Source organism: Mesorhizobium album (assembly GCF_033977205.1).
In the GTDB taxonomy this organism is placed as follows: domain Bacteria; phylum Pseudomonadota; class Alphaproteobacteria; order Rhizobiales; family Rhizobiaceae; genus Mesorhizobium; species Mesorhizobium album.
Genome location: NZ_JAVIIW010000057.1, coordinates 1 through 22,627, shown reverse-complemented (window position 1 = coordinate 22,627; position 22,627 = coordinate 1). Strand labels below are relative to the sequence as shown.

The window sequence follows — 22,627 nt, the reverse complement described above, 5'->3', positions numbered from 1 at the left end:
GCCGGCCTCTCATGCGCTTTTCGCGCCAATTTTCGAGCCGGGCTTTTCGCCCGCAAATCCGGACTCCACCAATGACTATGCATCGTTACCGCAGCCATACCTGTGCCCAATTGAGAAAGACCGACGTCGGCAATTCCGTCCGCCTGTCAGGCTGGGTGCATCGTGTGCGCGACCATGGCGGGCTGCTCTTTATCGACCTGCGCGACCATTATGGCCTGACCCAGATCGTCGCCGATCCGGATTCGCCGGCCTTCAAGGCGGCCGAGACCGTGCGCGGCGAATGGGTGATCCGCGTGGACGGCGAGGTCAAGGCGCGCCTGCCGGAGACCGTCAACCCGAACCTGCCGACCGGTGAGATCGAGATTTTCGCGCGCGAGATCGAAGTGCTGTCGGCGGCGAAGGAACTGCCGCTGCCGGTGTTCGGCGAGCCGGACTATCCGGAAGACATCCGCCTCAAATACCGTTTCCTCGACCTGCGCCGCGACACGCTGCACAAGAACATCATGGCGCGTACCAGGATCATCGCCGAGATGCGCAAGCGCATGGGCGAGGTCGGCTTCACCGAATTCTCGACGCCGATCCTGACCGCGTCGTCGCCCGAAGGCGCGCGCGACTTCCTGGTGCCGTCGCGCATCCATCCCGGCAATTTCTATGCCCTGCCGCAGGCGCCGCAGCAGTACAAGCAGCTGATCATGGTCTCCGGCTTCGACCGCTACTTCCAGATCGCGCCCTGCTTCCGCGACGAGGATCCGCGCGCCGACCGTCTGCCCGGCGAGTTCTACCAGCTCGACCTCGAGATGAGCTTTGTCGAGCAGGACGACGTGCTAAGCACGATGGAGCCTGTCCTCCGCGCAGTCTTCGAGACCTTCGCCGCCGGCAAGCCGGTGACCCAGAAATTCCGCCGCATTCCCTATGACGAGGCGATGCGCACCTACGGCACCGACAAGCCGGATCTGCGCAATCCGATCGAGATGCAGGCGGTCTCGGATCATTTTCGCGATTCCGGCTTCAAGGTCTTCGCCAACATCCTGGCCAACGATGCCAAGGCCGAGATCTGGGCTATTCCGGCCAAGACCGGCGGCAGCCGCGCCTTCTGCGACCGCATGAACTCCTGGGCGCAGAGCGAGGGCCAGCCGGGCCTCGGCTACATCTTCTGGCGCAAGGAGGGTGACAAGCTCGAGGGTGCCGGACCGATCGCCAAGAACATCGGCGAGGAGCGCACCGAAGCGATCCGCCAGCAGCTCGGCCTTGCCGACGGCGACGCCGCCTTCTTCGTCGCCGGCGACCCGAAGAAGTTCGTCGCCTTCGCGGGCGCGGCGCGCACGCGTGCCGGCGAGGAACTGAACCTTGTCGACCGCGACCGCTTCGAACTGTGCTGGATCGTCGACTTTCCCTTCTTCGAATGGAACGAAGAGGAGAAGCGCGTCGATTTCGGCCACAATCCGTTCTCCATGCCGCAGGGCGGCATCGACGCGCTCAAGGGCGAGGATCCGCTCAGCATCAAGGCGTTCCAGTACGACATGGTCTGCAACGGCTTCGAGATCGCTTCCGGCGGCATCCGCAACCATCTGCCGGAAACCATGGTCAAGGCTTTCGAGATCGTCGGGCTGGATCGCAAGATGGTCGAGGAGCGTTTCGGCGGCCTCTACCGCGCCTTCCAGTATGGCGCGCCGCCGCATGGCGGCATGGCGGCCGGCATCGACCGCATCGTCATGCTGCTCGTCGGCGCCAAGAACCTGCGCGAGGTCACGATGTTCCCGATGAACCAGCAGGCCTATGACCTGTTGATGAACGCTCCCTCGGAAGCGACCCCGCAGCAGCTTCGCGAGCTGCAGCTGCGCGTCGCGGTCGCGAAGAAGGAAGGTTAGGAACCGCGTCCAAGCGTTTCGCCAGCTTGAAGAATCGATCTCGGACAACAAAAAAGCCCGGCATCGCTGCCGGGCTTTTTGCTTAGCCGCTTCGCCTGATCAGTTCTCGTTCGCCTTGACCTTGACGCCGAGCGTCTTGGGCAGGTCGAGCGGGTTGGACATGGCGCCCGCCATGATCAGCGCGAACGGCACCGAGGCCGGCGGTTCGGCCGAGATCTCGAGGCTCTTCGGATCGTCGAGGAACTTGTTGACCGCTGCCGACACCTCGGCCGTCAGCTCGGGATTGTTGAGCTGCGCCATGCCGAACGGCACGATCGCCTTGGCCTGGTTGGCGACGTCCTTGGCCGACATGCCCTGCTGCTTGCCGACATAATCGAGCACCTTGCCGGTCAGCGAGGCGTCTTCGAAGCGGACCGATGCGCCGTTGAAGGAAAGCTGCTGCAAGAGGCCGAGCATGGCCATGCCCTGCGCCGAATTGTCGGCGCCCTCGGGCTGCGCGGCGAGCTGCTTCTGCATGGCCTGCATCGACTTGATGAAGTCGAGCGTGTAGCCGCCGAGATTGAAGGTCATGCCGAGCTTGCCGGCATTGTCGACGGCGATGTCATATTTCGACAGCTCCATCTTGCCGTCGCTGGGCTGCCAGGTGCCTGCCATCGAGATGTTGCCGGAGATGTTCTGGTAACCCAGTGCGTCGATCGCTTCCTTCGACTTCGGGTCGTCGACCAGCGTCAGGTCGGCATTGAACTTTCCCGTGCTGGCGGTGAAGTCCATCGCCTTGCCGTCGGCCGGCGGGGTGATCTGGACGGAAAGGCCGTCCATCGAGAAAGCCGTTTTGTCGCCGACCTTGACCGTCATGTTGGAGAGCTCGGCCGACTTGTACATCATCAGCGACCCGAGCGGGTCGGTGCTGCCTTCGGCCGGCACCTTCATGTCGTGGATGACGAAGGGGCTGAGATCGAGCGTCACGCCGTCCTGGGTGCGCTGGAAGGCGGAGGTCGATACGGTCGCGATGTCGAAGCCGCCATCGGCTTCGCTGACGCCCTCCAACTTTACGTCACCGATCGGCAGCGCTTCCTTCTCGGCGGCCGGCTTGATGGATACGCCCTGCAGCGTCACGCTGGAACCGTCGCCGGAGACGCCGGTCCAGGAGATATCGACCCCTTGGGCGGCAAGCATGGACTTGACGCGCTCGGCCACGGCCGGATCGGCGGCGAAGGCGGCATTGAGCGGCAGCGTCAGCAGAAATGTCGAGAAAGCCAGTTTCTTGAGCATTGAGCGTTGGATTGTCATTGGCGAGTTCCCTGTCCTGAAAAGTGTTTTAAGTTCCTGCTCCATCACCATTCCGTGACGAACGGGACGGGAAAAAGGCGTTCCGGCCCATTTGTCGAAAACGGCGACGAAAAGCAAATTCGGCCGATACGCTTCGCATGGCGCGGTGAATTTGTCGTGAAGACCGCGGTTCCGCTCCGCCGGCGCGTTGCATGCCCGGATAGAGCGCGCATGTAACAGATTGATGTTGGCCGGAGCCCACGTGCCGCCGAAGCCTGTTGCAGATTGGTGGCAAACTGAAATGTTCGCCTTGCCGCTTCCGTGAAATCCTTCACATCGCCGGTTTGCGGCCCTGCATGCGCACTCGTGCGCGCGACGAATCCGCCGACCTCCAACCCGGCGCTTGCCGCGAATCACCCGCTCGGCTAGTCCAAATCCATGGGAAAGAGGCATTTGCCGCCTGATGACAATGGCGGTGGCGACAACATCGAACCGGTCGATCTGAAGGAAGCGCTCGAGAAGCGCTATCTCGCCTATGCGCTGTCGACCATCATGCACCGGGCATTGCCGGATGTGCGCGACGGACTGAAGCCGGTCCATCGCCGCATCATGCATGCCATGCGGCTCTTGCGGCTCAACCCCGACCAGGGTTTCGCCAAATGTGCCCGCATCGTCGGCGAGGTGATGGGCAAGTTCCATCCGCATGGCGACCAGTCGATCTACGACGCGCTGGTGCGCCTCGCGCAGGATTTTTCCATGCGCTACCCGCTGGTCGACGGGCAGGGCAATTTCGGCAACATCGACGGCGATAACGCCGCCGCCATGCGCTACACCGAAGCGCGCATGACCGAGGTGGCGACCGACCTGCTCGCCGGCATCACCGAGGACGCCGTAGACTACCGGCCGACCTACAATGAGGAGGACGAGGAGCCGTCCGTTCTGCCCGGCGCCTTCCCGAACCTGCTCGCCAACGGCTCGTCCGGCATTGCGGTGGGCATGGCGACCTCGATCCCGCCGCACAACGCCGCCGAGCTTTGCGACGCGGCGCTTCATTTGATCGAGCATCCGGACGCGCCCGTGGCGAAGCTGATGGAGTTCGTCCAGGGACCGGATTTTCCGACCGGCGGCATCATCGTCGACAGCCGCGCCTCGATCCTCGAAGCCTATGAGAGCGGCCGCGGCGGTTTTCGTGTCCGCTCCAAATGGAACCAGGAGGACCAGGGCAGGGGCACCTGGAGCATCGTCGTCACCGAGATCCCCTACGGCGTCCAGAAGGCCAGGCTGATCGAGAAGATCGCCGAGCTGTTGATGGCGCGCAAGCTGCCGCTGCTCGAAGACATCCGCGACGAAAGCGCGGAGGACATCCGCATCGTGCTGGTGCCGAAGAGCCGCACCGTCGATCCGGGCATCCTGATGGAATCGCTGTTCAAGCTCACCGAGCTCGAGAGCCGCTTCCCGCTCAACATGAACGTGCTGTCGCGCGGCAAGGTGCCGAACGTCCTCTCGCTCAAGGGCGTGCTCAAGGAATGGCTCGACCATCGCCGCGACGTGCTTATCCGCCGTTCGAGATATCGGCTGGGTGAGATCGAGAAACGCCTGGAAATCCTCGCCGGTTATCTGATCGCCTACCTCAACATCGACGAGGTGATCAGGATCATCCGTGAGGAGGATGAGCCCAAGCAGGTGATGATGGCCCGCTGGTCGCTCACCGACAACCAGGCCGAAGCCATCCTCAACATGCGGCTGCGGGCCCTGCGCAAGCTCGAAGAGATCGAGATCCGCAAGGAGCATGACGGCCTCACCGAGGAGAAGAAGCAGATCGAGGCGCTGCTTGCATCCGATGCCAAGCAATGGGCGACGATCAAGTGGGAAGTCGCCAACATCCGCGACAAGTTCGGTCCCGAGACCGAGCTCGGCAGGCGCCGCACCCAGTTCGCCGACGCGCCCGAGCATGATCTCACCGACATCGCGCATGCCATGATCGAGCGCGAGCCGGTCACCGTCGTGGTATCGGAAAAGGGCTGGTTGCGGGCGATGAAGGGACACCTGACCGACCATTCGACGCTTGCCTTCAAGGAAGGCGACAGCCTGAAGCTCGCCTTCCATGCGCAGACCACGGACAAGATCCTGGTCTTCACCACCGGCGGCAAGTTCTACACCATCGGCGCCGACCGGCTGCCGGGCGGGCGTGGCCATGGCGAGCCGATCCGCATCATCGTCGACATGGAGAATGACCAGGACATCGTCACCGCCTTCGTCCACGATCCGAAGCGCAAGCTGCTGCTCGTCTCCTACGATGCCAATGGCTTCGTCGTTTCCGAGGAAGAGGTCGTCGCCAACACCCGCAAGGGCAAGCAGGTGATGAACGTCAAGGCGCCGGACGAGGCCAAGCGCTGCGTTCCGGTCGCGGGCGACCATCTCGCCATCGTTGGCGAGAACCGTAAGATGCTGATCTTCCCGCTCTCCGAAATCCCGGAAATGGCGCGCGGCAAGGGCGTGCGCCTGCAGAAATACAAGGATGGCGGCGTGCTGGACCTGAAGACCTTCACGCTGGAGACGGGGCTGACCTGGCAAGATTCGGCCGACCGCACCTTCACCAAGTCGCGCGAGGAACTCGCCGAATGGATCGGCGCCCGCGCCGCCGCCGGCCGCATGGTGCCGAAGGGGTTCCCGAGGACGGGGAAGTTTGGATAGCGCGACCTATCCTTCTCCCCTTGTGGGAGAAGGTGGACGAGCGAAGCTCGGCCGGATGAGGGGTGTTGGACGGATCGCTGCCTCTCGGACGTAAACGCTTCAAATCCTTGAATGTCTTGGCGCCGAGTTTCTTCCAGCACCCCTCATCGGTCTCGGCGCTGTGCGCCGAACCACCTTCTCCCACAAGGGGAGAAGGAAAAGTCGCTATTTGGACTATCGTCACGATTGCTGCACTATGATGGTGCATAAGCGCTCATCGAACTGGGTAGGGAAACGCCGGGTTGAAGCGGGCTGAAATCCAGAAACCGGGGCAGCGACTGTTCGGTCTGTCGACGCCGCTCAGGGCGGCCGTCATTCCGCCGCTTTCGGCGGCGCGCTGGCTCCTGGTGCTGATCGTCGCCGCCGGCGTCTATTTCTTCCACGGCTTCCTGTTCCCGGTCCTGGCGGCGCTCGTCATCGCCTTCGCCAGCTGGCCGCTCTACCGGCGCCTGCTCGCCGCAGTCGGCGGCAACCGGACGATCGCCGCGACGCTTGCCATCCTGTTCATCCTCACCTTCCTGGTGGTGCCGATCGCGCTTGCCGGCACCTATGCCATAAACGAGCTGCGCGAATGGGTGGTGTGGGCGATCGAGACCAACCGCCATGGCTCGGTAACCCCGCAATGGATCGCCACCATGCCCGTGATCGGCGAGTGGCTGAACGAGCAGTGGACGACCAATCTCGGCCATCCCGGCGGCATCGGCGAATTGATCCAACTCGTCAGCGGCTCCAACATCGGCACCATCTACCGTGGCGCGCTGGCGGCCGGCGGCAGCGCCTTCGGCCTGCTGCTCACGCTGCTTTTCATGCTGATCGCGCTGTTCTTCGCCTATCGCGACGGCGAGGCTTTCGCGGCGCAGGTCGATCGCCTCGGCGAGCGCATCCTGCCGACCCGCTGGGAGCGCATCTCGCGCGTCGTGCCGGCCACCATCTCGTCGACCGTCACCGGCATGACCGTCATCGCCATCGGTGAAGGCCTGGTGCTGGGCATCGCCTACTGGCTGGCCGGCGTGCCGTCGCCGGTGACGCTCGGCGCGCTCACCGGCATCATGGCGCTGATCCCCGGCGGCGCGCCGCTTTCCTTCACGCTGGTGTCGATCTACCTCGCCGCCAGCGGCAAGCTGTTTGCCGGCACGGCGCTGTTCGTTTGGGGCGCGGTCGAGCTTTTCATCGTCGACAAGACGCTGCGCCCCAAACTGGTGGGCGGGCCGATCAAGCTGCCCTTCCTGCCGACCTTTTTCGGGCTGATCGGCGGCGTCAAGACGATGGGCTTCCTCGGCCTGTTCATCGGCCCGGTGCTGATGGCGCTGCTCGTCGCCATCTGGCGCGAATGGCTGCGCGAGGTCGAGATGATGGACGAGCTTCCGCCCGCTGCCGATGAAGGGAGCGGGGCGCCACGGATCGAGGCGGCGCCCGAGGCGAGGAAGATTCAGGCCGGATAACCGACCGCAAGCGCGGCGCGGCGCCTGCGGCCCTCATGCAATTGCCAGAACGAATGCGCGACCAGCGTCACGATCAGGATCGCGCCGCCGATCAGGCTGTCGCGCGTCGGCGCCTCGGCAAAGACCAGCCATACCCAGATCGGCGCCAGCACCGTCTCCAGCAGGTAGAACATCGCCACTTCCGGCCCCGAAATGTATTTCGGCCCGGCGGCCAGGCAGAAGAACGAGATCGGCATGATCACCGCGCCGTTGAAGATGATCCACCATGGCGCGTTCACCTGCAGCCCTTCGCCGGAGACCATGACCATGGCGAGCGCCAGCGGGAAGATGACGCCCACCAGCGAGGTGAAGCCCATGTCCTTGCCGCTCGCCCGCGAGATGGTGATGGCGAGCGCGACGAAGAAGGCCGAGCAGAGCGCCATGAAATCGCCGAACAGCTTACCCGTGCCGACGGAGCCGCCGACGATAATGAGCACGCCGACGATCATCGCCAGCATGGCGATCATGGTCCCGGCGCGCGGACGCTCCTTGAGGAAGAGCCACGAGAGCAGCGCGCAAAAGACGGTGTTGAAGGCGAGGATGAAGACGAGGTCCGCTGTCGAGGTGTGATAAACGGCGGTGATGAAGGTGATCGAGGTCAGCCCGTAGCAGATCGCCGCCGCAAGCCCAGACCAGCCGGGAATGAGCGGCGGCGCGTTCCGGCTCCAGGAACGCCAGACCGCCCAGATGATCATAGCCGCAACGAAAGTGGTTCCGGTGCGCAACAGCAGGATCGTCCAGGCGCTGCCGTCGGCGAGGCGGATCAGCGGAATGTCGAAGGTCAGCACCAGCCCGCCGATGGCGGTGATCAGGAGGCCCTTTTGATGGTCGATATGGCTGGACACGCTTGAAGTCTCGCATTCGGCATGAAGGAGGTGACGAACCCCCGGCGTCGGTCCTTCCAGCCAAATGGCCGAAAGACCAGCGTCCTCCTCCTTGAAGCAGTTAAGGATGAAAGGCTGGAAAGCGGATCAGCGTGTGACCGCTTCGTGGTCGTAGCGTTCCCAGCCTTTCGGGCCGAGATGCTCCTGCGGCATGAAGCGCATCTTATAGCTCATCTTGCGCGAGCCGTTGACCCAGTAGCCGAGATAGACGTGGGGCAGTCCCATCGCCTTGGCGCGGGCGATGTGGTCGAGGATCATGAAGGTGCCGAGCGAGCGGTCCTCGAGATCGGGATTGAAGTAGGAATAGACCATCGACAGGCCATCGGCCATCTTGTCGGTCAGCGCCACGGCGATCAGCTCGCCCTGGCCCTTGCCGGTGATGAACGTGTCCGGGCCGCGGCGCCGGTATTCGATGATCTTGGTGTCGACATGTGTGTCCTCGACCATCATGGCATAGTCGAGCACCGTCATGTCGGACATGCCGCCACGCCGGTGGCGGGCGTCGAGATAGGCGCGGAACAGCGAATACTGTTCGGTCGAGGGCTGGGCGTCGTGCATGACGCCGATGAGATCGGAATTGCGCTGGATCACGCGGCGCATATTGCGGCTGGCGGTGAATTCCTGCGCCAGGATCCGCACCGACACGCAGGCGCGGCAGGACTCGCAGGCCGGCCTGTAGGCGATGTTCTGGGAGCGCCGGAAGCCGCCTTGCGTCAAGAGATCGTTCATCTCGGGCGCCTTGTCGCCGACAAGGTGCGTGAACACCTTGCGCTCGAACTGGCCCTCGAGATACGGGCACGGCGACGGCGCGGTCAGGAAGAACTGCGGCGACTGGGTCGGATGCTGCGTCATCGATTCCTGGAAACGCTCCTGCGAATCGCCCTACCTTTGGCCCGGGCGGGGAAAAATTCAACAGGATTGTGCGCCCTCGGCCTGTGGAATGCCTTCATATTTGGGCACAAAGCGGCGAACCGGCCTGACGGCCACGGACAACGTCAGATGTCGCTGCGCGTCACCACGGTGCCCAAAAGCAGATCATGCAACGTGCGCTTGCGATCGGAAAACAGCGTGACCAGCAGCACCAGCGGCGTCAGGATGACGTTCGCGGCCCAGAACAGCACCGAATGCACCACCGCGGTCAGGCCGTCAATGCGCGTGCCGTCGAGCCTGTCGAGCCGGATGCCCATGATCTTCATGCCGGTCGTGGCCTGGTCGCGACTGCCCAGCGTGTTCCAGATGTAGAGGATGGCAACCGCCGGCACCAGCACCGAAAATAGCGCCCAGCCGAGGCCGAAGGTCAAAAGCCCGAGCACAGCGACCAGTATGGCGAACGGAATGGTCAGCAGCGCGACAATGAAATAGTCGAGGATGAAGGCGAAGATGCGCCTCGTGCGCACACCGCGATAGGCGCGGGTGTCCTCGAACCTTGTGGTGATGATCTCGCCGTCAAGCACGCGTGCGTTCATGTCCGTTCCTTAATGCCGGCAGCCGCATGAAGCGGCGCTCGCCCTTGTCAGATGGTGAGGGCGGCTTCGAATTCAAGGAAACGGACGCGCTGGCGCGATATCAGAAGATGCCGGGAATGAGACGGTAGCGAACCCGGCCAAGATAGTCGCGATACTCCGGCGTCAGCGCCAGGATGCGCTCCTCGCGCAGGATGCGGTGGACCTGGAACACCGTGATGATCGCATAGACGGTGAAGTTGTAGATCGAGAAGCTCGACAGCAGGAAGAGGATGTGGCCCATCAGGTAGCCGGCATAGATGGGATGCCTGACATATCGATAGGCGCCGCCGGTGACGACGCCGCGATTGGCGGGCAGGATGGCAAAGGAGCGGCCGAGCGACATCTTTCCCCAGATGACGACCCAAAGCGCCAGGAACTGCAGCGGGGCCGCGATATAGAGCGGGATGATGGCCACGCCTTCCTCGAGCGAAATCATGCCGGAGCCGAAGCCGACGGTCAGCGCAACGAAGACGGTGAAGGGGTTCCAGTCGCGCACCAGCGGCCGGCGCGCGAGCAGCAGCCAGATGAAGGTGAGCGTTTCGGAAATCAGCAGCAGGAGGACGTTGAGGCGGCCCGAGTCGATGACAAGGTTGTGCACGCCGCGATAGACGAAGATTGCCGCGACCGCGAGCGCGACAAAGCGGAACAGGCCCTCACGCAAATCCGTAAGAACCTCACTGGCCCGCAGCCCAGTGAAGAAACCCGTTGCGGCGCCAGGCAGCGCATCGTTTTTCAAAATCGTCAACTCAGCACCCCGATCGTCCCTCGAACGCGACCTTCGCACGCAAGCCTTGCCGTCCGGTTAAGGTCTTGGGTTGCATCCTGAGCATTCTTCGCGCCGATAGGGCGTGCGAGTTCTCGATCCGGGCAGTTGAACAGGACATTCTTCCCGGTCTAGCTTGTTGCGGCGCACAAAGGGGAACGGGGAAATGGACTACGACATGCTCGTCATCGGCAGCGGCCCCTCGGGACGCCGCGCCGCGGTACAGTCGGCCAAGCTTGGCAAATCGGTGCTAGTGGTCGACAGGGGCCGTCGCCTCGGCGGGGTCTCCGTGCATACCGGCACCATCCCGTCGAAAACGCTGCGCGAGACGGTCCTCAACCTCTCCGGCTGGCGTGAACGCGGCTTCTATGGACGCGGCTATCGGGTCAAGCAGGATATCTCGATCGGCGACCTGATCGAGCGCCTGCACAAGACGCTCGATCACGAGGTCGAGGTGCTGCAGCACCAGTTCATGCGCAATACGGTGAAGAGTGCGCGCGCTGCCGTGAAATTCCTTGGCCCCAACCGCGTCAGCCTGACGGCGGACAACGGTGACTACAGCGAAGTCGGTTTCGCCAACGCGCTGATCGCCGTGGGCACCAGGCCGCACCGTCCAGGGGACGTGCCCTTCGACAAGAAGCGCATCTTCGACAGCGACGAGATGTTGGAACTCCACCATTTGCCGCGCACGCTGACGGTGATCGGCGCCGGCGTCATCGGCGTCGAATATGCGACCATCTTCTCGGCGCTCGACGTGCCGGTCACGCTGGTCGAGCCGCGCAACACCATCCTCGATTTCATCGATCGCGAGATCGTCGACGACTTCATCCACCAGATGCGCGATCGCGGCATGACCATTCGCCTCGGCAGCACGGTCAAGGAAATCGCTTCGAAGCCGGATCATGCCGAGGTGACGCTGACCGACGGCCGCACCATCCGTTCCGAGATGGTGCTCTACGCCGCCGGTCGCACCGGCAATGTCGCCAGCCTCGGCCTGGAGATGGTTGGCATCGAAGCCGATGGGAGAGGTCGCATCAAGGTCGACCCGCAAACGTTCCAGACCAGTACGCCGAACATCTATGCCGCCGGCGACGTAATCGGCTTCCCAAGCCTGGCCTCGACATCCATGGAGCAGGGTCGGGTGGCTGCCTGTCACGCTTTCGGCGTCACCTTGCCGCCGGCGCCGGAAACCTTTCCCTATGGCATCTATGCCGTGCCGGAAATCTCCACCGTCGGCCAGTCGGAGGAGCAGGTGCGCGAGAGCGGGATCGCCTATGAGGTGGGCGTTGCGCGCTTCCGGGAAACTTCGCGCGGCCACATCATGGGCGTCAACTCCGGCTTTCTGAAGCTCCTGTTCTCGGTCGAGACGCGCCGCCTGCTCGGCGCCCACATCGTCGGCGAGGGCGCCACCGAGCTCATCCATATCGGCCAGGCGGTGATCAATCTCGGCGGCACCGTCGACTTCTTCGTCAACAACACCTTCAATTATCCGACGCTTGCCGAGGCCTACAAGATCGCCGGCCTGGATGCCTGGAACAGGATGGGGCAGGGGTAGCCCGCTGAAGCGGCTATCTCTCGTCAAGCGGCTGGCGTCGGCACCCCCGCAAGCCATTGCCGCACGATCGCGGAGTCGGCATTGCCAAATTCATGGCCCGACGCGACGATGCGTGCATCGACCTCGGCGCCGCGGTCGCTCAGCAGCGTCACCAGGGCCGGCGCGAAGGGGCCGTAGGTCTGATCCGCGGCGCCGGCGATGATCAGCACCCGCGTCCCGGCAAGGTCGGTCGCCGGCGCGTCATCGAGCACAGGCATTGCCCTGAGCAGCGCCGCCTGCCTGACGAGGCCGGGGTAAAGCAGCATGAGTGTGGAGACGAGATTGGCGCCGTTCGAATAGCCGAGGAAGGTCGCGCGTGAGAGATCGAGCCCGTGGAACTTTGCGGCCTCGGCCGTGAATTGGGCGAAGGCGGCCGTCTCCGAACGGATGCTCGACTGCTCGAAGCTGGTCGGGGTGAGTCGCTCGAACCAGCGGAAACCATCCTCCTGGCGGATGCGGCCGCGCGCCGCGACAAGCACAGCGCCAGTCGCGATCTGCCTCGCCAGCGGCGCCAGCGTCGTTTCGTCCACGCCTGATCCATGCAGCACGAAAAGGCATTCGCCGCTCGCATTTTCCGGTCTCAGCAACCGATAGGGAAAGCTAAGATCGCGGTGCAGGATGTTGTTTTTCTCGAAATATTCGGACACGCTCATATCCATTTGATTTCATGAGTTTTTTGTTGATTTGCCGGCTTCAAAACGGAATGTTTTCAAGCTCCGCGAAAGTTGATTGAACCGGGCGCATTTCAGACCGTTTCTGCGCCGATAAGCTCCCCACGGGAGGAATCGAAGCGGTGCGTCGGGGGTCGCATTGCTGGACATGAAACACCAGCTCTGAGGCCTTTTGTCGATGACAATTCCCGTTTCTCAACGCGACACGCGTATCAATGATCGCGACACGCGTATCAATGATCGCGGCACGCTTATCAATGATCGCGCCACGCGCATCGATGATCGCGATACGCGTATCAACGATCGCGATACGCGTATCGATGTGCTGCGCGCGCTCGCCTTGCTCACCATTTTCGTCGACCATGTGCCAGGCACCATCTTCGAAAACATGACCTACAAGAATCTCGGCTTCTCCGATGCGGCCGAGGCCTTCGTGCTGATCTCCGGCATCGCGGTTGCGCTTGCCTACGGCACCAAGTTCAAGCCGGGCGGCAGGCTGCTGGCGACCCTGAAAATGTGGCGGCGCGCCGGCGTGCTTTATGTCGCCCACATCGTCATCACCATGGTGGTGATCGCCATGTTCTGCGCCGCGGCGGCATTTGCCCACCGGCCGGAGCTGCTGAAGATGATCAACATCGAGCCGCTGATGCGCAACACGCCGGAGGTGTTGCTCGGCATCGTCACGCTCGGCCATCAGCTCGGCTACAACAACATCCTGCCGGTCTATGCGGCGCTGCTTCTGGCGGCGCCGGCCTTCGTGCTGTTCGTCAGCTACCGGCCGGTGGCGGCACTGATCGCGTCCGGGCTGCTATGGCTGGTTGCCGGGATCTGGCAGATCGCGCCGCCGAACTATCCCGAGCCGGGTCTCTGGTTCCTCAACCCGCTGTCCTGGCAGTTCCTGTTCAATATCGGCCTTGCGGCCATGCTGCATGTCAAGCGTGGCGGCACCATTCCCGTTAACCGATGGCTGGTGGGCGTCGCCGGCGTTTATGTGGTCGGCGCGGCGATCTGGGTGCACAGCCCGCTCTGGGGTCATATCACCTGGTTCAATCTGCCGGTGGTGATCGGCGGCTTCGACAAGACCTTCCTGTCGTTGCCGAGGCTGCTGCATATCCTCGCGGTCAGCTACCTGGTCGTCGCCCTGCCGGCGGTGTCGAACCTCTTCCGGGCCAGGCCCGATAATCCGCTGGCGATCCTCGGCAAGCGCTCGCTGCCGGTGTTCATCGCCGGAACGCTGCTCGCCATGGCCGCGCAGGTGCTGAAGCTGATCAATCCCGGCGGCCTCGCCTATGACGCGCTGCTGATCGCCGCCGGCATCGCCATGCAGTTCGCGCTGGCGCTGTATCTCGAATGGCTCGCCGGTCTCGGCCCGGCCCGCGCCAAGCCGGCGCGGGGCGAGCCCGCGCGCACGTCTTTCGGCGCGCAGCCAATGCCGGTGAGGGCGGGTGGATACTGAGGCAGTTAAAGCATGTCTCCCGAAAGTGGGAACCGGTTTCGGGACAAAGACATGCGCAAAATCAAAAAACCTAAAGCGCATGGGAGCGAATCTGAAAGATCGCTACGCGCTTTAGCCTTTCGGGGCAGGGCCTGTCGAAGCCCTGACGATGAGCTCGACGCCCATCGTCTCGCGCCGCACCGTGCCGTCGAAGTCGAGGATCATGTGGGCTGCGCGCCGGCCGATCTCTGTGATCGGCTGGGCGATCGTGGTCAGCGGCGGGTCGCACAGCGCGCCGTCCGGCACGCCGTCGAAGCCGACGATGGAAACGTCCTGCGGCACCTTGAGGCCCCGCGCAGTCAGCCATTCGATGGCGATCATGGCCATCCTGTCAGACATCGCCAGGATGGCGGTTGGCCGCTCGTCGCCCGCGAAGATCGCTTCGAGGCCGGCCTTGGTGCTCTTTTCCTCGTTTTCGGTCTCGAAGATCGGAATCTTTGTCGTGTCGACGCCGAAGCGGGACAGCTCCTCGAAATAGCCGGCGAGACGATCGCGCGTTCCCGTATAGACCGCCGAGCGGACCATTTCCGGCGTGACGAAGCCGCTGCGGTCCTCGCCGAGGGGCAGCGACAGAACCGCGAAGCAACGATGGCCGAGTTCGGCGAGATGGCGTGCAGCGAGCCGCCCGCCGGCGATATTGTCGACGCCGATCGCCGAAATGGTCTCATCGTGAAAGCCGAGCTCTAGTGCCACGAAGGGCAGTCTGCGCTCGCGCGTCAGGTCGACAAGGCGCGAGCCGCCCTCGATGCAGAACAGGATGAAGCCGTCGACGAGCGCGCTCTGGATGTTCCAGGCAAGCTTTTCCTGGTTGGCGGCCGAGACCAGGGCGATGCCGGCACCGGTGGCGTCGCAGGCTTCGGAGATGCCGGCCATCATGACGCGGGCAAAGGGATCCTCGAAGAAATAGGAGAGGGGTTCGGTCGTGCCGACGCCGATGGCGTTGACCTTGCCGGCGCGCAGCAGGCGCCCCTTGGGGTCGGGTCCGGCATAACCCATGGCCTCCGCCACCGCTTTGACCCGCTCGCGCACTTCCGCCCGCACGATCTCCGGACGGCTGAAGACATTGGAGGCCGTGCCATGCGAGACGCCGGCCGCCTTGGCGATATCCGCCAGCCGGATGGGTCGCGCCTGGCCTTCGATGGTTGATGCCATGTCGTTTCCTCCGAATCCGGTCACCTGACGAACATGACCGCGGAATGGCAGCCGGTCATCTAACATTTTTCTTGGATCGATTCAAATTTCCGCTTGACTTGGAAGGCTGCAGGCATATGCTTTGAATCGATCCAATACTGCTCCCTCGAACGAGAGAGCTGGTTTGAATGGAGGGGTGCCATGCATCCGGTCAACTACCTGTTCGAAGACGTCTACCGCAACGATTGGGGCATCGCCTCGGCCGCAACCAGCGAAAGGCGTCGAGGCAAGACAAGCCCGTGGAAGCGCGAGCCGCGCCTCGTCGTGGAGCGCAAGCGCGCCTGAGGACGCAGCCTTTTTCGCGTCGATATTTTGGATCGATTCAATCCGAGGAAACCAGCCATGCATCCGATCAGCCACCTTTTCCAGGACATCTATCGCAACTATTGGGGCATCTCGCCGGCGACCGACCGGCCGGAACGGCTGCGCGCAGCGGAGCCGACGCGCAGGTGGAAATTGCGTCCTGAGCGCCGCTAATCCCGCCTCGTCCCGCACTGACGGGCCTCACCGATCGGGATAGGTCCAGCTAGGGCCGTGGCCGCAACAGCGCCGAGACGGCGATCGCCAGCCAGCCGGCAATCAGAAGAGTGCCGCCGATCGGCGCCGACATCGGAAACAGCCGCGAGCCCAGGAAATCGCGGGCGAGCAGGTCGCCCGAGAAGAGCAGCAGGCCGAGGAGTAGCACCAGGCTTGCAATTCTGAGGCCCCGGTTGCCGCCGGCAAGGCCGATGGCGAGGAAGGCCGGCGCATGCATCAGCAGGAAGGATGCGGCCGTGCCGGTGAAGGCGCCGCCGCGGTGTGCGGCGGCGGCCGACAGCGCCACGCCTGCCGCGCCGACGAGCCCGCCCGCCAGCACGAGGATACGGCTGCCGCCGTTTGATGGTTGCCCGGCAAGGCTCATTTTAGTGCTCCTCTTCGGTGAGGCAGGCGCGTCGATCAGGATTCGCCTGCTTCAAGCAGCATATGCCGTGCCCGCCGCGACTGGACAATCCAGTTGTAGACCGCTCCCGCTGCCATCAGCACCGAAGTGCCGAGGAATACCGCCCGCATGCCGAAATGGCCGCCGACGAACCCGCCGGCGAGCGGTCCCGCGACCTGGCCGACATATTGCGCCGAGATCGACAATCCCAGCACATTGCCGCCGACGCCGTCCGGAATGTTGTGGCGGATGACGCTGGTGATACAGGGCAGCAGGCCGCCCAGCGCCAGACCCATCAAGAAGCGCAGTTCGATCAGCTGCCAGCCGTCGGTGACGAAAGCTTGTGGAATGAGCAGCAGCGCCGAGACCGCGAGCGCACCGACGACGACGTTCCAGTGGCCGACGCGGTCGGCGAGCTTGCCCAGCCATGACGAGGAAAGAATCGTGCCGAGCGCTGCCGCCGACATCACCACGCCGGCGACCATCGTCACCTTGCTCTGGTCCTCGATGAGCTGCTGCACATAGACGGTGATGATCGGCTCGATCGACATCGTGGCGAAGGCGAGCAGCATGCCCGTCGCAAGCATCGCCACGACCGGGCGCTTGTCGGGGATCCGCGACCAGCCGCTCTTCGGCTTCGCCGCCGAAACGGCTTTGGTCGCAGGCGGGCGCGGGTTTTCCTTGATCAGGAAGGTCGTGGCCAGGAAGGCGAGGAAGATGACGCCGCCGGACAGCAGGAAGGTGGCGCGGATGCCGATCACCGGCGGCAGCGCGCCGCCGAGCAGTGGGCCGACCAGCGAGCCCGCCGTGATGCCGGCCGAGAGCACCCCGAGCGCCCAGCCCGAGCGGTCCTTTGGCGTCTGCATCGCCACCAGAATGGTCGATCCCGAGGAATAGCCGCCGGCAAAGCCGATCAGCAGCCTGAGCAGCACCAGCTGCCAGACGCTCTCGACCATGCCGGTCAGCGACATGCAGATCGCCATGCCGAACGAGGCCCGCACCAGCATCAGCTTGCGGCCGTAACGGTCGCCGAGCCGCCCCCAGAGCGGCGCGACCAGCGCCGCGGCGAAAAAGGTCGCGCCATAGGCAATGCCCGACCATTGCACGATCGCCGCGTGCCCCTCGGCGCCGAGCTGTTCAACGTAAAGCGGGAGGAAGGGCAACAGCAGCGTCATGGCAATCAGCGTGCTGAACGAGCCGGCGAGGCAGACGGCGAGGTTGCGCCGCCAATGGACGTTGTAGCCGCTCTGTTCCGTGGTGCCGTCCGCCATGCCATGCTGCCCGGTCATCCGGTCTTGTTCCGGATACCATTTTGGGATACCAACTCAGTATCCGTCATGGACCTCAACCCCGCCGCTGTCAATGCGGCGCCGAAGAGCGGAACGACAAATGTCGCAGATGCAGAATGTCGAAAGGCAGCTTCGCGAGATGATCCTTGGGCTGGAGATCGGCCCGGGCGAGCGGCTGACCGAGCGCTGGATCGAAAGCCGCTTCGGCGCCTCGCGAACGCCGGTCAGGGCGGCGCTGCTGCGCCTCGAAACCGAGGGGCTGGTCGGCCGCGACGGCCGCGGCTGGACGGTGGCGCCGATCAACCTTGCCGAGCTTGGCCAGATCGCCGTCTATCGCGAGGCGGTCGAGGTCGCGGCCGTGAGGTTGACGGCGGCATTGGAGAATCGCAGTGGGGTCGAGGTGATCGCGGCGATGCTCGATTCCTGCGATGCCGACACCCCGCGTGAGGAATGGCACCGCGTCGGCATGGATTTCCACATCGAGCTGGCCAGGCTTTCCGGCAACGAGTTCCTGCTGAAAGCCGTGCGTGACGCGATGACCAGGCTGTCGCGCGCCCGCTGGCTGGAAGTGCGCGACGAAGCGGCGCTTAGCCGGGCCTGGGCTGAGCACCATGCCATCCTCGCGGCCGTGCGCGCCGGCGACGCCAACGAGGCGGCGCGGCTGCTCGCTGCTCATATCGCTGGCAGCCGCGACCGGCTGGTGACGTCGCTGCACGACGACCGGCGCGGCTTGCGTGCCAGGGGCTTCGCCGTCGTCGCCGCCTGATTTGCGAGCGCGGACATTTTGGGCCTCGCTTCGCAAACGCCGATGGCGTAAGAGCAGCGATGGAAAACAACCGGTTTGAAATACCCGTGACCGTCAAGTCGGCCACGACGGGGACCAATCAGCTCCTGCGCTCGGCCCGCGAGGCTTCGGATTACCTGCTCAACAGCTGGCCCGGCAAACGCAGTCCCAAGCATCGCGAGGCGTTGCAGGCTTGTCACGATGCCCTGGCGGGCGACAAGCCTGCCATGAGCGCGCGGCGTGCCTTCATTGCTGCTGCCCGCGAAGTGAACGTCTTCGTCAGTGACAAGGCGCCGGGCTAAAGCGCGAAACGGATCTGGTTCGGATGGCTGAGGAACCCCTATTGGGCCGTCTTCATTCCGGCGTCGGTCTTGCTCTCGGATGTCGAATGCTTCTTGGCGGCAGTCTTGGCCGCCAGCTTCTCGGCTTTCTTGGCAGCCTTCTGCCGTTCGCGCTCCTTGCGTTCCTGTCCGTAGTTGGGTGCTCGCGCCATATCGCTTCCTTCCATTGTACCTTGCCCTGCCTAAGAGCATTGGTCGGCAAACACAACAGCCATTGGGAGCGATGGGCTTCCTTGGGCATCGCGGGCCGGGGCTTGCAACCGCGCCGGCACAATGCTGTAGGGGGCACCGGGAATACAACGTCACCAATCTTTGAAACGACGGACGGCATGGCCTCGCCCTTACGCACCGCAGCGCGGGTATTTTATTTCATACGCAACATCACGCGCGATGTCGTGCCGCAGGCTCTCTTTCGCCAGCGCCTGGCCAGCCGGCTGCGGCAGGCGAAACTCTCAGGCGAAACGGTGCGCGACCGCGTCAACTACTACAACAGGCTCGACCACAGCTTCGTGCCGAGCGCGGCGGCGGTGCCGGCCGGTCGAATTCCCAGCTTCGGGAGCATGTACTATTACGACCTGAAGGAATTCGCCCGCTATTTCGATCGCGACCTGCTCATCGATCTCGAGTTCGGCGATGTCGTCGACGTGCCCAAGGTGCCGGCGATCGTCAAGGATCGGCCGATCAGGGGCGACAACGGCAACGCCGTGATCATGAAGCTCGACAAGTTCCGCCACTTCCGGATGCCCCGCGACAAGGTGGGCTTCGCCGACAAGCGCCCGAGCGTCGTGTGGCGGGGCGAGCTCAACAACCCGATTCGGACCGGGTTCCTGGAGGCCGTGCGCCACCTGCCGCTCTGCGATGTCGGGACCCCAAAGAAGACAGCGAAGCCGGAATATCACAGGCCTTACCTGACCATCGAGCAGCAGCGGCGCTACCGCTACATCGTCTCACTCGAAGGCAACGATGTGGCGACTAACCTCAAATGGATCATGAGCTCGAATTCGCTCTGCCTGATGCCGCCGCCGACCTACGAGACCTGGTTCGCCGAAGCGCAGATCGAGGCCAGTGTGCATTACGTGCCGTTGGCGCCGGATTTTTCCGATGTCGCCGACAAGGTAGCCTATTTCGAAAAACACCCTGCGGAGGCCCAGCGCATCATCGCCGCCGCCAACGCCTATTGCCGCAGGTTCAGCAACGAAAAGGACGAGCGGGCGGTCTCGCTGCTCGTCCTTTACAAATATTTCGTGCTGAGCGGCCAGATCGATCCAGATCCCGAAATCTGGCGCTACATCACGGGTTGACGCCTCTCAGGTCCCGCTGCGGTCGAGCACCAGATCGGCCGGGCCGAACCGGTCCTTGGCCGTGAATTGCTGGTGCCAGTAGGGGTAAAGCACCGGCGGCCGGCTGACGGCATCGAGGCGCAGGCGCTCGTCGAGCGACAGCGTCAGGCTTGCTGCGGCAAGGTTGTCCTTGAGCTGGGTTTCGTTGCGGGCGCCGATCACCAGCGAGCTCACGGCCGGTCGGCCGAGCAGCCAGGCGAGCGCCACCTGCGCGGCCGACACGCCCCGCGCCTTGCCGATCTCGACCAGCACGTCGACGATGCGCCACAGCCTGTCTTCGTCGCGGATCGGCGGCTCGGACCAGCCGCCGAGCTGCCGCGCCGTCGGGCTGTCGCGGCGGTATTTGCCCGACAGCAGGCCGCCGGCCAGCGGGCTCCACACCAACACGCCAAGGCCTTGGTCAACCGAGATCGGCAGCAATTCATACTCGGCCTCGCGCGCTTCCAGCGTGTAGTGGATCTGCTGGGTGACGAAGCGTGGCTGATGATGGCGGTCGCTGATCGCCAGCCCCTTCATCACCTGCCAGCCCGAATAGTTGGAGCAGCCGACATAGCGGACCTTGCCCTGGCTGACCAAGGTGTCGAGCGCGGCAATCGTCTCCTCAAGCGGCGTGACGCCGTCCCATTCGTGCAGGAAATAGATATCGATGACATCGGTCTTGAGCCGCTTCAGGCTCCGCTCGCATTCGCGGATGAGATGATGGCGCGACAGGCCTTCGTCGTTGGGGCCGCTGCCGATCCGCATGCGCGCCTTGGAAGCGATCAGCACATCGTTCTTGCGCTTGCCGCCGAGCGCCTCGCCAACAATCTCTTCCGACAGGCCGCTGGAGTAGACATTGGCGGTGTCGATGAGGTTGATGCCGGCATCGATGCAGGTGTCGATGATGCGCTTGGCTTCGGAAAGATCGGAATTGCCGACGGCGGCGAACGGGCCGGTGCCGCCGAAGGTCATCGTGCCAAGGGTGAGCGTCGAAACCTTCAGGCCGGAACGGCCAAGGGTGCGGTATTCCATGTCCAAGTCCTCGCGATTTTGATTTGAAGAGGCGCGCAGTTTTGGGCGCCGGAAAAGGTGAGGGTATTTGTAGGACAATTCCGCCGGCCTGTCGCCCCATCATCGATACGGGTCGATTGCATATCGGCTAAGCCAACGCCCGACCGCGCCGACGGTTGCAATAAAACCGTCATTGCGCCTCTGTATCTCAGTCGGCTTAGGGAGTGGCGTTTCCGGCCGTGGCCGGACCGCACCCGAGGCGACGGTAGCTGACAGGCAGGAGCAGCGCGATGAACGAACTCAGACCGAATTCCGGGCCGGAATCGGGGGCCAGGGACTGGCTGGAAGCCGAACTCGCCGACACGCTCGACGAGGATTATGAGCTGGAGATTTCCGAGCCGGCGCTGTCTCTGGAGATCGCCAGGATCTACAAGGACGCGCACCCGCCTTCCATCGAGCGCCAGACCTATTTCCGCGAGCTGCTGCGGCTGCAGGCGGAGCTGATCAAGCTGCAGTCCTGGGTCGCCTATCACAAGAAGAAACTGGTGGTGGTCTTCGAGGGCCGCGACTCAGCCGGCAAGGGCGGCGTCATCAAACGCATCACGCAGCGGCTCAACCCGCGCATCTGCCGCGTCGTGGCATTGCCGGCGCCGACCGAGCGCGAGAAGTCGCAATGGTATTTCCAGCGCTACGTGCCGCATCTGCCGGCCGGCGGCGAGATCGTGCTGTTCGACCGCTCCTGGTACAATCGCTCCGGCGTCGAGCGGGTTATGGGCTTCGCCAACCCGGAGCAGGTTGAGGAATTTTTCCGCGACGTACCGGAATTCGAGCGCATGCTGGTGCGCTCCGGCATCACGCTGGTGAAATACTGGTTCTCCATCACCGACGAGGAGCAGCAGATGCGCTTCCTGATGCGCATCCACGATCCGATGAAGCAGTGGAAGCTGTCGCCGATGGACCTGCAGTCGCGCGTGCGCTGGGAGCAGTACACCAAGGCCAAGGAAGAGACCTTCGCCCGTACCAACATCAAGGAAGCGCCCTGGTTCATCGTCGAGGGCAACGACAAGAAGCGGGCTCGGCTGAATTGCATCGACCACCTCTTGCAGCAGATGCCCTATGAGGACGTGCCGCATGAGGAGATCACGCTGCCCGAGCGCGTCTTCAACCCGGACTACGAGCGCCAGGTGCTGCCGCGCGAGCTCTACGTGCCGCAGAAGTATTAAGGGCGCCCCTCCTTCTCCCTTTCGGGAGAAGGAGGATCGGCGCGTAGCGCCGAGACAGATGAGGGGTGTTGGAAGAAATGAGGCGGTGGCGATTTGAAGGCTATTGCCAAGCTGGAGCACCTCCTCATCCGACCTCGGTTCGCGAGGCCCCCTTCTCCCCCTGGGGTGTTTGGACTGGGGACATCGCGAACAGGTGTGCGAGGACATCGCGAACAGTTTTGCGCGTTTTGCGCGAGGGGGTTCGGGATGCCATTCGAGGCCAGAAGCGTGATGAGCCAGAAAGAAGA

At 63.7% G+C, this 22,627-nt stretch carries 22 protein-coding genes; 11 read left to right on the top strand and 11 right to left on the bottom strand.

Annotation, left to right across the window (positions count from 1 at the left end; translation table 11 throughout):
• The first annotated feature begins 77 nt into the window (after positions 1-77).
• The gene (gene aspS / locus RFN28_RS30605) at positions 78-1,868 is read left to right on the top strand and encodes an aspartate--tRNA ligase (protein WP_320290891.1); all 1,791 of its coding nucleotides are present in this window, start codon (positions 78-80) and stop codon (positions 1,866-1,868) included.
• A gap of 99 nt (positions 1,869-1,967) precedes the next feature.
• Here the strand turns inward: aspS and RFN28_RS30600 are convergent, their stop codons facing one another.
• Positions 1,968-3,158 carry an aq_1923 C-terminal domain gene (locus RFN28_RS30600; protein WP_320290872.1) on the bottom strand — a complete coding sequence of 397 codons (1,191 nt, stop codon included), beginning with the start codon at positions 3,156-3,158 and terminating at the stop codon, positions 1,968-1,970.
• Between the two features lie 417 nt (positions 3,159-3,575).
• Here RFN28_RS30600 and parC point away from each other — a divergent pair, with 417 nt between their 5' ends.
• A complete protein-coding gene (gene parC, locus RFN28_RS30595; RefSeq protein WP_320290871.1) occupies positions 3,576-5,831 on the top strand; it encodes a DNA topoisomerase IV subunit A in 2,256 nt (751 codons plus the stop codon).
• Between the two features lie 281 nt (positions 5,832-6,112).
• A complete protein-coding gene (locus RFN28_RS30590; protein WP_320290870.1) occupies positions 6,113-7,312 on the top strand; it encodes an AI-2E family transporter in 1,200 nt (399 codons plus the stop codon).
• Here the strand turns inward: RFN28_RS30590 and RFN28_RS30585 are convergent.
• The 4 genes from RFN28_RS30585 to RFN28_RS30570 all read right to left on the bottom strand — a co-directional run bounded on the left by RFN28_RS30585 (position 7,300) and on the right by RFN28_RS30570 (position 10,485).
• A complete protein-coding gene (locus tag RFN28_RS30585; RefSeq protein WP_320290869.1) occupies positions 7,300-8,196 on the bottom strand; it encodes a DMT family transporter in 897 nt (298 codons plus the stop codon). The two genes, RFN28_RS30590 and RFN28_RS30585, sit on opposite strands and share 13 nt — an antisense overlap.
• Before the next feature lie 126 nt (positions 8,197-8,322).
• Positions 8,323-9,087, bottom strand: coding sequence for an arginyltransferase (locus RFN28_RS30580; RefSeq protein WP_320290868.1), 765 nt, complete (start codon positions 9,085-9,087; stop codon positions 8,323-8,325).
• Positions 9,088-9,230: 143 nt separating this feature from the next.
• Positions 9,231-9,701 carry an RDD family protein gene (locus tag RFN28_RS30575; RefSeq protein WP_320290867.1) on the bottom strand — a complete coding sequence of 157 codons (471 nt, stop codon included), beginning with the start codon at positions 9,699-9,701 and terminating at the stop codon, positions 9,231-9,233.
• Positions 9,702-9,801: 100 nt separating this feature from the next.
• Positions 9,802-10,485 (bottom strand): methyltransferase family protein, encoded by a 684-nt coding sequence (locus tag RFN28_RS30570; RefSeq protein WP_320290866.1) that lies wholly within the window; start codon positions 10,483-10,485, stop codon positions 9,802-9,804.
• Between the two features lie 184 nt (positions 10,486-10,669).
• On the opposite strand from RFN28_RS30570, the gene sthA reads away from it, so the two are divergent.
• Positions 10,670-12,058: a Si-specific NAD(P)(+) transhydrogenase gene (gene sthA, locus RFN28_RS30565; RefSeq protein WP_320290865.1), complete on the top strand. Its 1,389-nt coding sequence runs from the start codon at positions 10,670-10,672 to the stop codon at positions 12,056-12,058.
• A 23-nt stretch (positions 12,059-12,081) separates the two neighbouring features.
• Here the strand turns inward: sthA and RFN28_RS30560 are convergent, their stop codons facing one another.
• Complete coding sequence (locus RFN28_RS30560; RefSeq protein ID WP_320290864.1) at positions 12,082-12,744, bottom strand: alpha/beta hydrolase; 663 nt, start codon at positions 12,742-12,744, stop codon at positions 12,082-12,084.
• Between the two features lie 202 nt (positions 12,745-12,946).
• Between RFN28_RS30560 and RFN28_RS30555 the strand changes: the two genes are divergently transcribed.
• On the top strand, positions 12,947-14,224 hold the full coding sequence (locus RFN28_RS30555; RefSeq protein WP_320290863.1) for an OpgC family protein: 1,278 nt from the start codon (positions 12,947-12,949) through the stop codon (positions 14,222-14,224).
• 111 nt (positions 14,225-14,335) lie between these two features.
• Here the strand turns inward: RFN28_RS30555 and RFN28_RS30550 are convergent, their stop codons facing one another.
• Positions 14,336-15,415, bottom strand: coding sequence for a LacI family DNA-binding transcriptional regulator (locus tag RFN28_RS30550; protein WP_320290862.1), 1,080 nt, complete (start codon positions 15,413-15,415; stop codon positions 14,336-14,338).
• Between the two features lie 180 nt (positions 15,416-15,595).
• Here RFN28_RS30550 and RFN28_RS30545 point away from each other — a divergent pair, with 180 nt between their 5' ends.
• The gene (locus RFN28_RS30545; protein WP_320290861.1) at positions 15,596-15,739 is read left to right on the top strand and encodes a hypothetical protein; all 144 of its coding nucleotides are present in this window, start codon (positions 15,596-15,598) and stop codon (positions 15,737-15,739) included.
• Between the two features lie 57 nt (positions 15,740-15,796).
• A complete protein-coding gene (locus RFN28_RS30540; RefSeq protein WP_320290860.1) occupies positions 15,797-15,931 on the top strand; it encodes a hypothetical protein in 135 nt (44 codons plus the stop codon).
• 49 nt (positions 15,932-15,980) lie between these two features.
• Here the strand turns inward: RFN28_RS30540 and RFN28_RS30535 are convergent, their stop codons facing one another.
• Together RFN28_RS30535 and RFN28_RS30530 are read right to left on the bottom strand one after the other, a co-directional pair.
• Positions 15,981-16,355 carry a DUF423 domain-containing protein gene (locus tag RFN28_RS30535; RefSeq protein WP_320290859.1) on the bottom strand — a complete coding sequence of 125 codons (375 nt, stop codon included), beginning with the start codon at positions 16,353-16,355 and terminating at the stop codon, positions 15,981-15,983.
• Positions 16,356-16,390: 35 nt separating this feature from the next.
• A complete protein-coding gene (locus RFN28_RS30530) occupies positions 16,391-17,644 on the bottom strand; it encodes a multidrug efflux MFS transporter (protein ID WP_320290890.1) in 1,254 nt (417 codons plus the stop codon).
• Between the two features lie 118 nt (positions 17,645-17,762).
• Here RFN28_RS30530 and RFN28_RS30525 point away from each other — a divergent pair, with 118 nt between their 5' ends.
• Positions 17,763-18,428 carry a GntR family transcriptional regulator gene (locus RFN28_RS30525; protein ID WP_320290858.1) on the top strand — a complete coding sequence of 222 codons (666 nt, stop codon included), beginning with the start codon at positions 17,763-17,765 and terminating at the stop codon, positions 18,426-18,428.
• Positions 18,429-18,487: 59 nt separating this feature from the next.
• A complete protein-coding gene (locus RFN28_RS30520) occupies positions 18,488-18,748 on the top strand; it encodes a DUF982 domain-containing protein (RefSeq protein ID WP_320290857.1) in 261 nt (86 codons plus the stop codon).
• A gap of 38 nt (positions 18,749-18,786) precedes the next feature.
• Here RFN28_RS30520 and RFN28_RS30515 read toward each other — a convergent pair whose 3' ends face one another.
• Positions 18,787-18,939, bottom strand: coding sequence for a hypothetical protein (locus tag RFN28_RS30515; RefSeq protein ID WP_320290856.1), 153 nt, complete (start codon positions 18,937-18,939; stop codon positions 18,787-18,789).
• Between the two features lie 177 nt (positions 18,940-19,116).
• On the opposite strand from RFN28_RS30515, the gene RFN28_RS30510 reads away from it, so the two are divergent.
• Complete coding sequence (locus RFN28_RS30510; protein WP_320290855.1) at positions 19,117-20,088, top strand: glycosyl transferase family 90; 972 nt, start codon at positions 19,117-19,119, stop codon at positions 20,086-20,088.
• Between the two features lie 6 nt (positions 20,089-20,094).
• On the opposite strand, the gene RFN28_RS30505 is transcribed toward RFN28_RS30510, so the two are convergent.
• Complete coding sequence (locus tag RFN28_RS30505) at positions 20,095-21,138, bottom strand: aldo/keto reductase (protein WP_320290854.1); 1,044 nt, start codon at positions 21,136-21,138, stop codon at positions 20,095-20,097.
• Positions 21,139-21,407: 269 nt separating this feature from the next.
• Here RFN28_RS30505 and ppk2 point away from each other — a divergent pair, with 269 nt between their 5' ends.
• On the top strand, positions 21,408-22,340 hold the full coding sequence (ppk2, locus tag RFN28_RS30500; RefSeq protein WP_320290853.1) for a polyphosphate kinase 2: 933 nt from the start codon (positions 21,408-21,410) through the stop codon (positions 22,338-22,340).
• The last annotated feature ends 287 nt before the right edge of the window (positions 22,341-22,627 follow it).

Coding starts and splice junctions, on each gene's coding strand:
- RFN28_RS30580 (WP_320290868.1), bottom strand. CDS start 9,087: ATGACGCAGCATCCGACCCAGTCGCCGCAGTTCTTCCTGACCGCGCCG.
- RFN28_RS30575 (WP_320290867.1), bottom strand. CDS start 9,701: ATGAACGCACGCGTGCTTGACGGCGAGATCATCACCACAAGGTTCGAG.
- RFN28_RS30535 (WP_320290859.1), bottom strand. CDS start 16,355: ATGAGCCTTGCCGGGCAACCATCAAACGGCGGCAGCCGTATCCTCGTG.
- ppk2 (WP_320290853.1), top strand. CDS start 21,408: ATGAACGAACTCAGACCGAATTCCGGGCCGGAATCGGGGGCCAGGGAC.
- RFN28_RS30510 (WP_320290855.1), top strand. CDS start 19,117: ATGGCCTCGCCCTTACGCACCGCAGCGCGGGTATTTTATTTCATACGC.
- aspS (WP_320290891.1), top strand. CDS start 78: ATGCATCGTTACCGCAGCCATACCTGTGCCCAATTGAGAAAGACCGAC.
- RFN28_RS30550 (WP_320290862.1), bottom strand. CDS start 15,415: ATGGCATCAACCATCGAAGGCCAGGCGCGACCCATCCGGCTGGCGGAT.
- RFN28_RS30600 (WP_320290872.1), bottom strand. CDS start 3,158: ATGACAATCCAACGCTCAATGCTCAAGAAACTGGCTTTCTCGACATTT.
- RFN28_RS30505 (WP_320290854.1), bottom strand. CDS start 21,138: ATGGAATACCGCACCCTTGGCCGTTCCGGCCTGAAGGTTTCGACGCTC.
- parC (WP_320290871.1), top strand. CDS start 3,576: ATGGGAAAGAGGCATTTGCCGCCTGATGACAATGGCGGTGGCGACAAC.
- sthA (WP_320290865.1), top strand. CDS start 10,670: ATGGACTACGACATGCTCGTCATCGGCAGCGGCCCCTCGGGACGCCGC.
- RFN28_RS30525 (WP_320290858.1), top strand. CDS start 17,763: ATGTCGCAGATGCAGAATGTCGAAAGGCAGCTTCGCGAGATGATCCTT.
- RFN28_RS30540 (WP_320290860.1), top strand. CDS start 15,797: ATGCATCCGATCAGCCACCTTTTCCAGGACATCTATCGCAACTATTGG.
- RFN28_RS30520 (WP_320290857.1), top strand. CDS start 18,488: ATGGAAAACAACCGGTTTGAAATACCCGTGACCGTCAAGTCGGCCACG.
- RFN28_RS30545 (WP_320290861.1), top strand. CDS start 15,596: ATGCATCCGGTCAACTACCTGTTCGAAGACGTCTACCGCAACGATTGG.
- RFN28_RS30530 (WP_320290890.1), bottom strand. CDS start 17,644: ATGGCGGACGGCACCACGGAACAGAGCGGCTACAACGTCCATTGGCGG.
- RFN28_RS30555 (WP_320290863.1), top strand. CDS start 12,947: ATGACAATTCCCGTTTCTCAACGCGACACGCGTATCAATGATCGCGAC.
- RFN28_RS30515 (WP_320290856.1), bottom strand. CDS start 18,939: ATGGCGCGAGCACCCAACTACGGACAGGAACGCAAGGAGCGCGAACGG.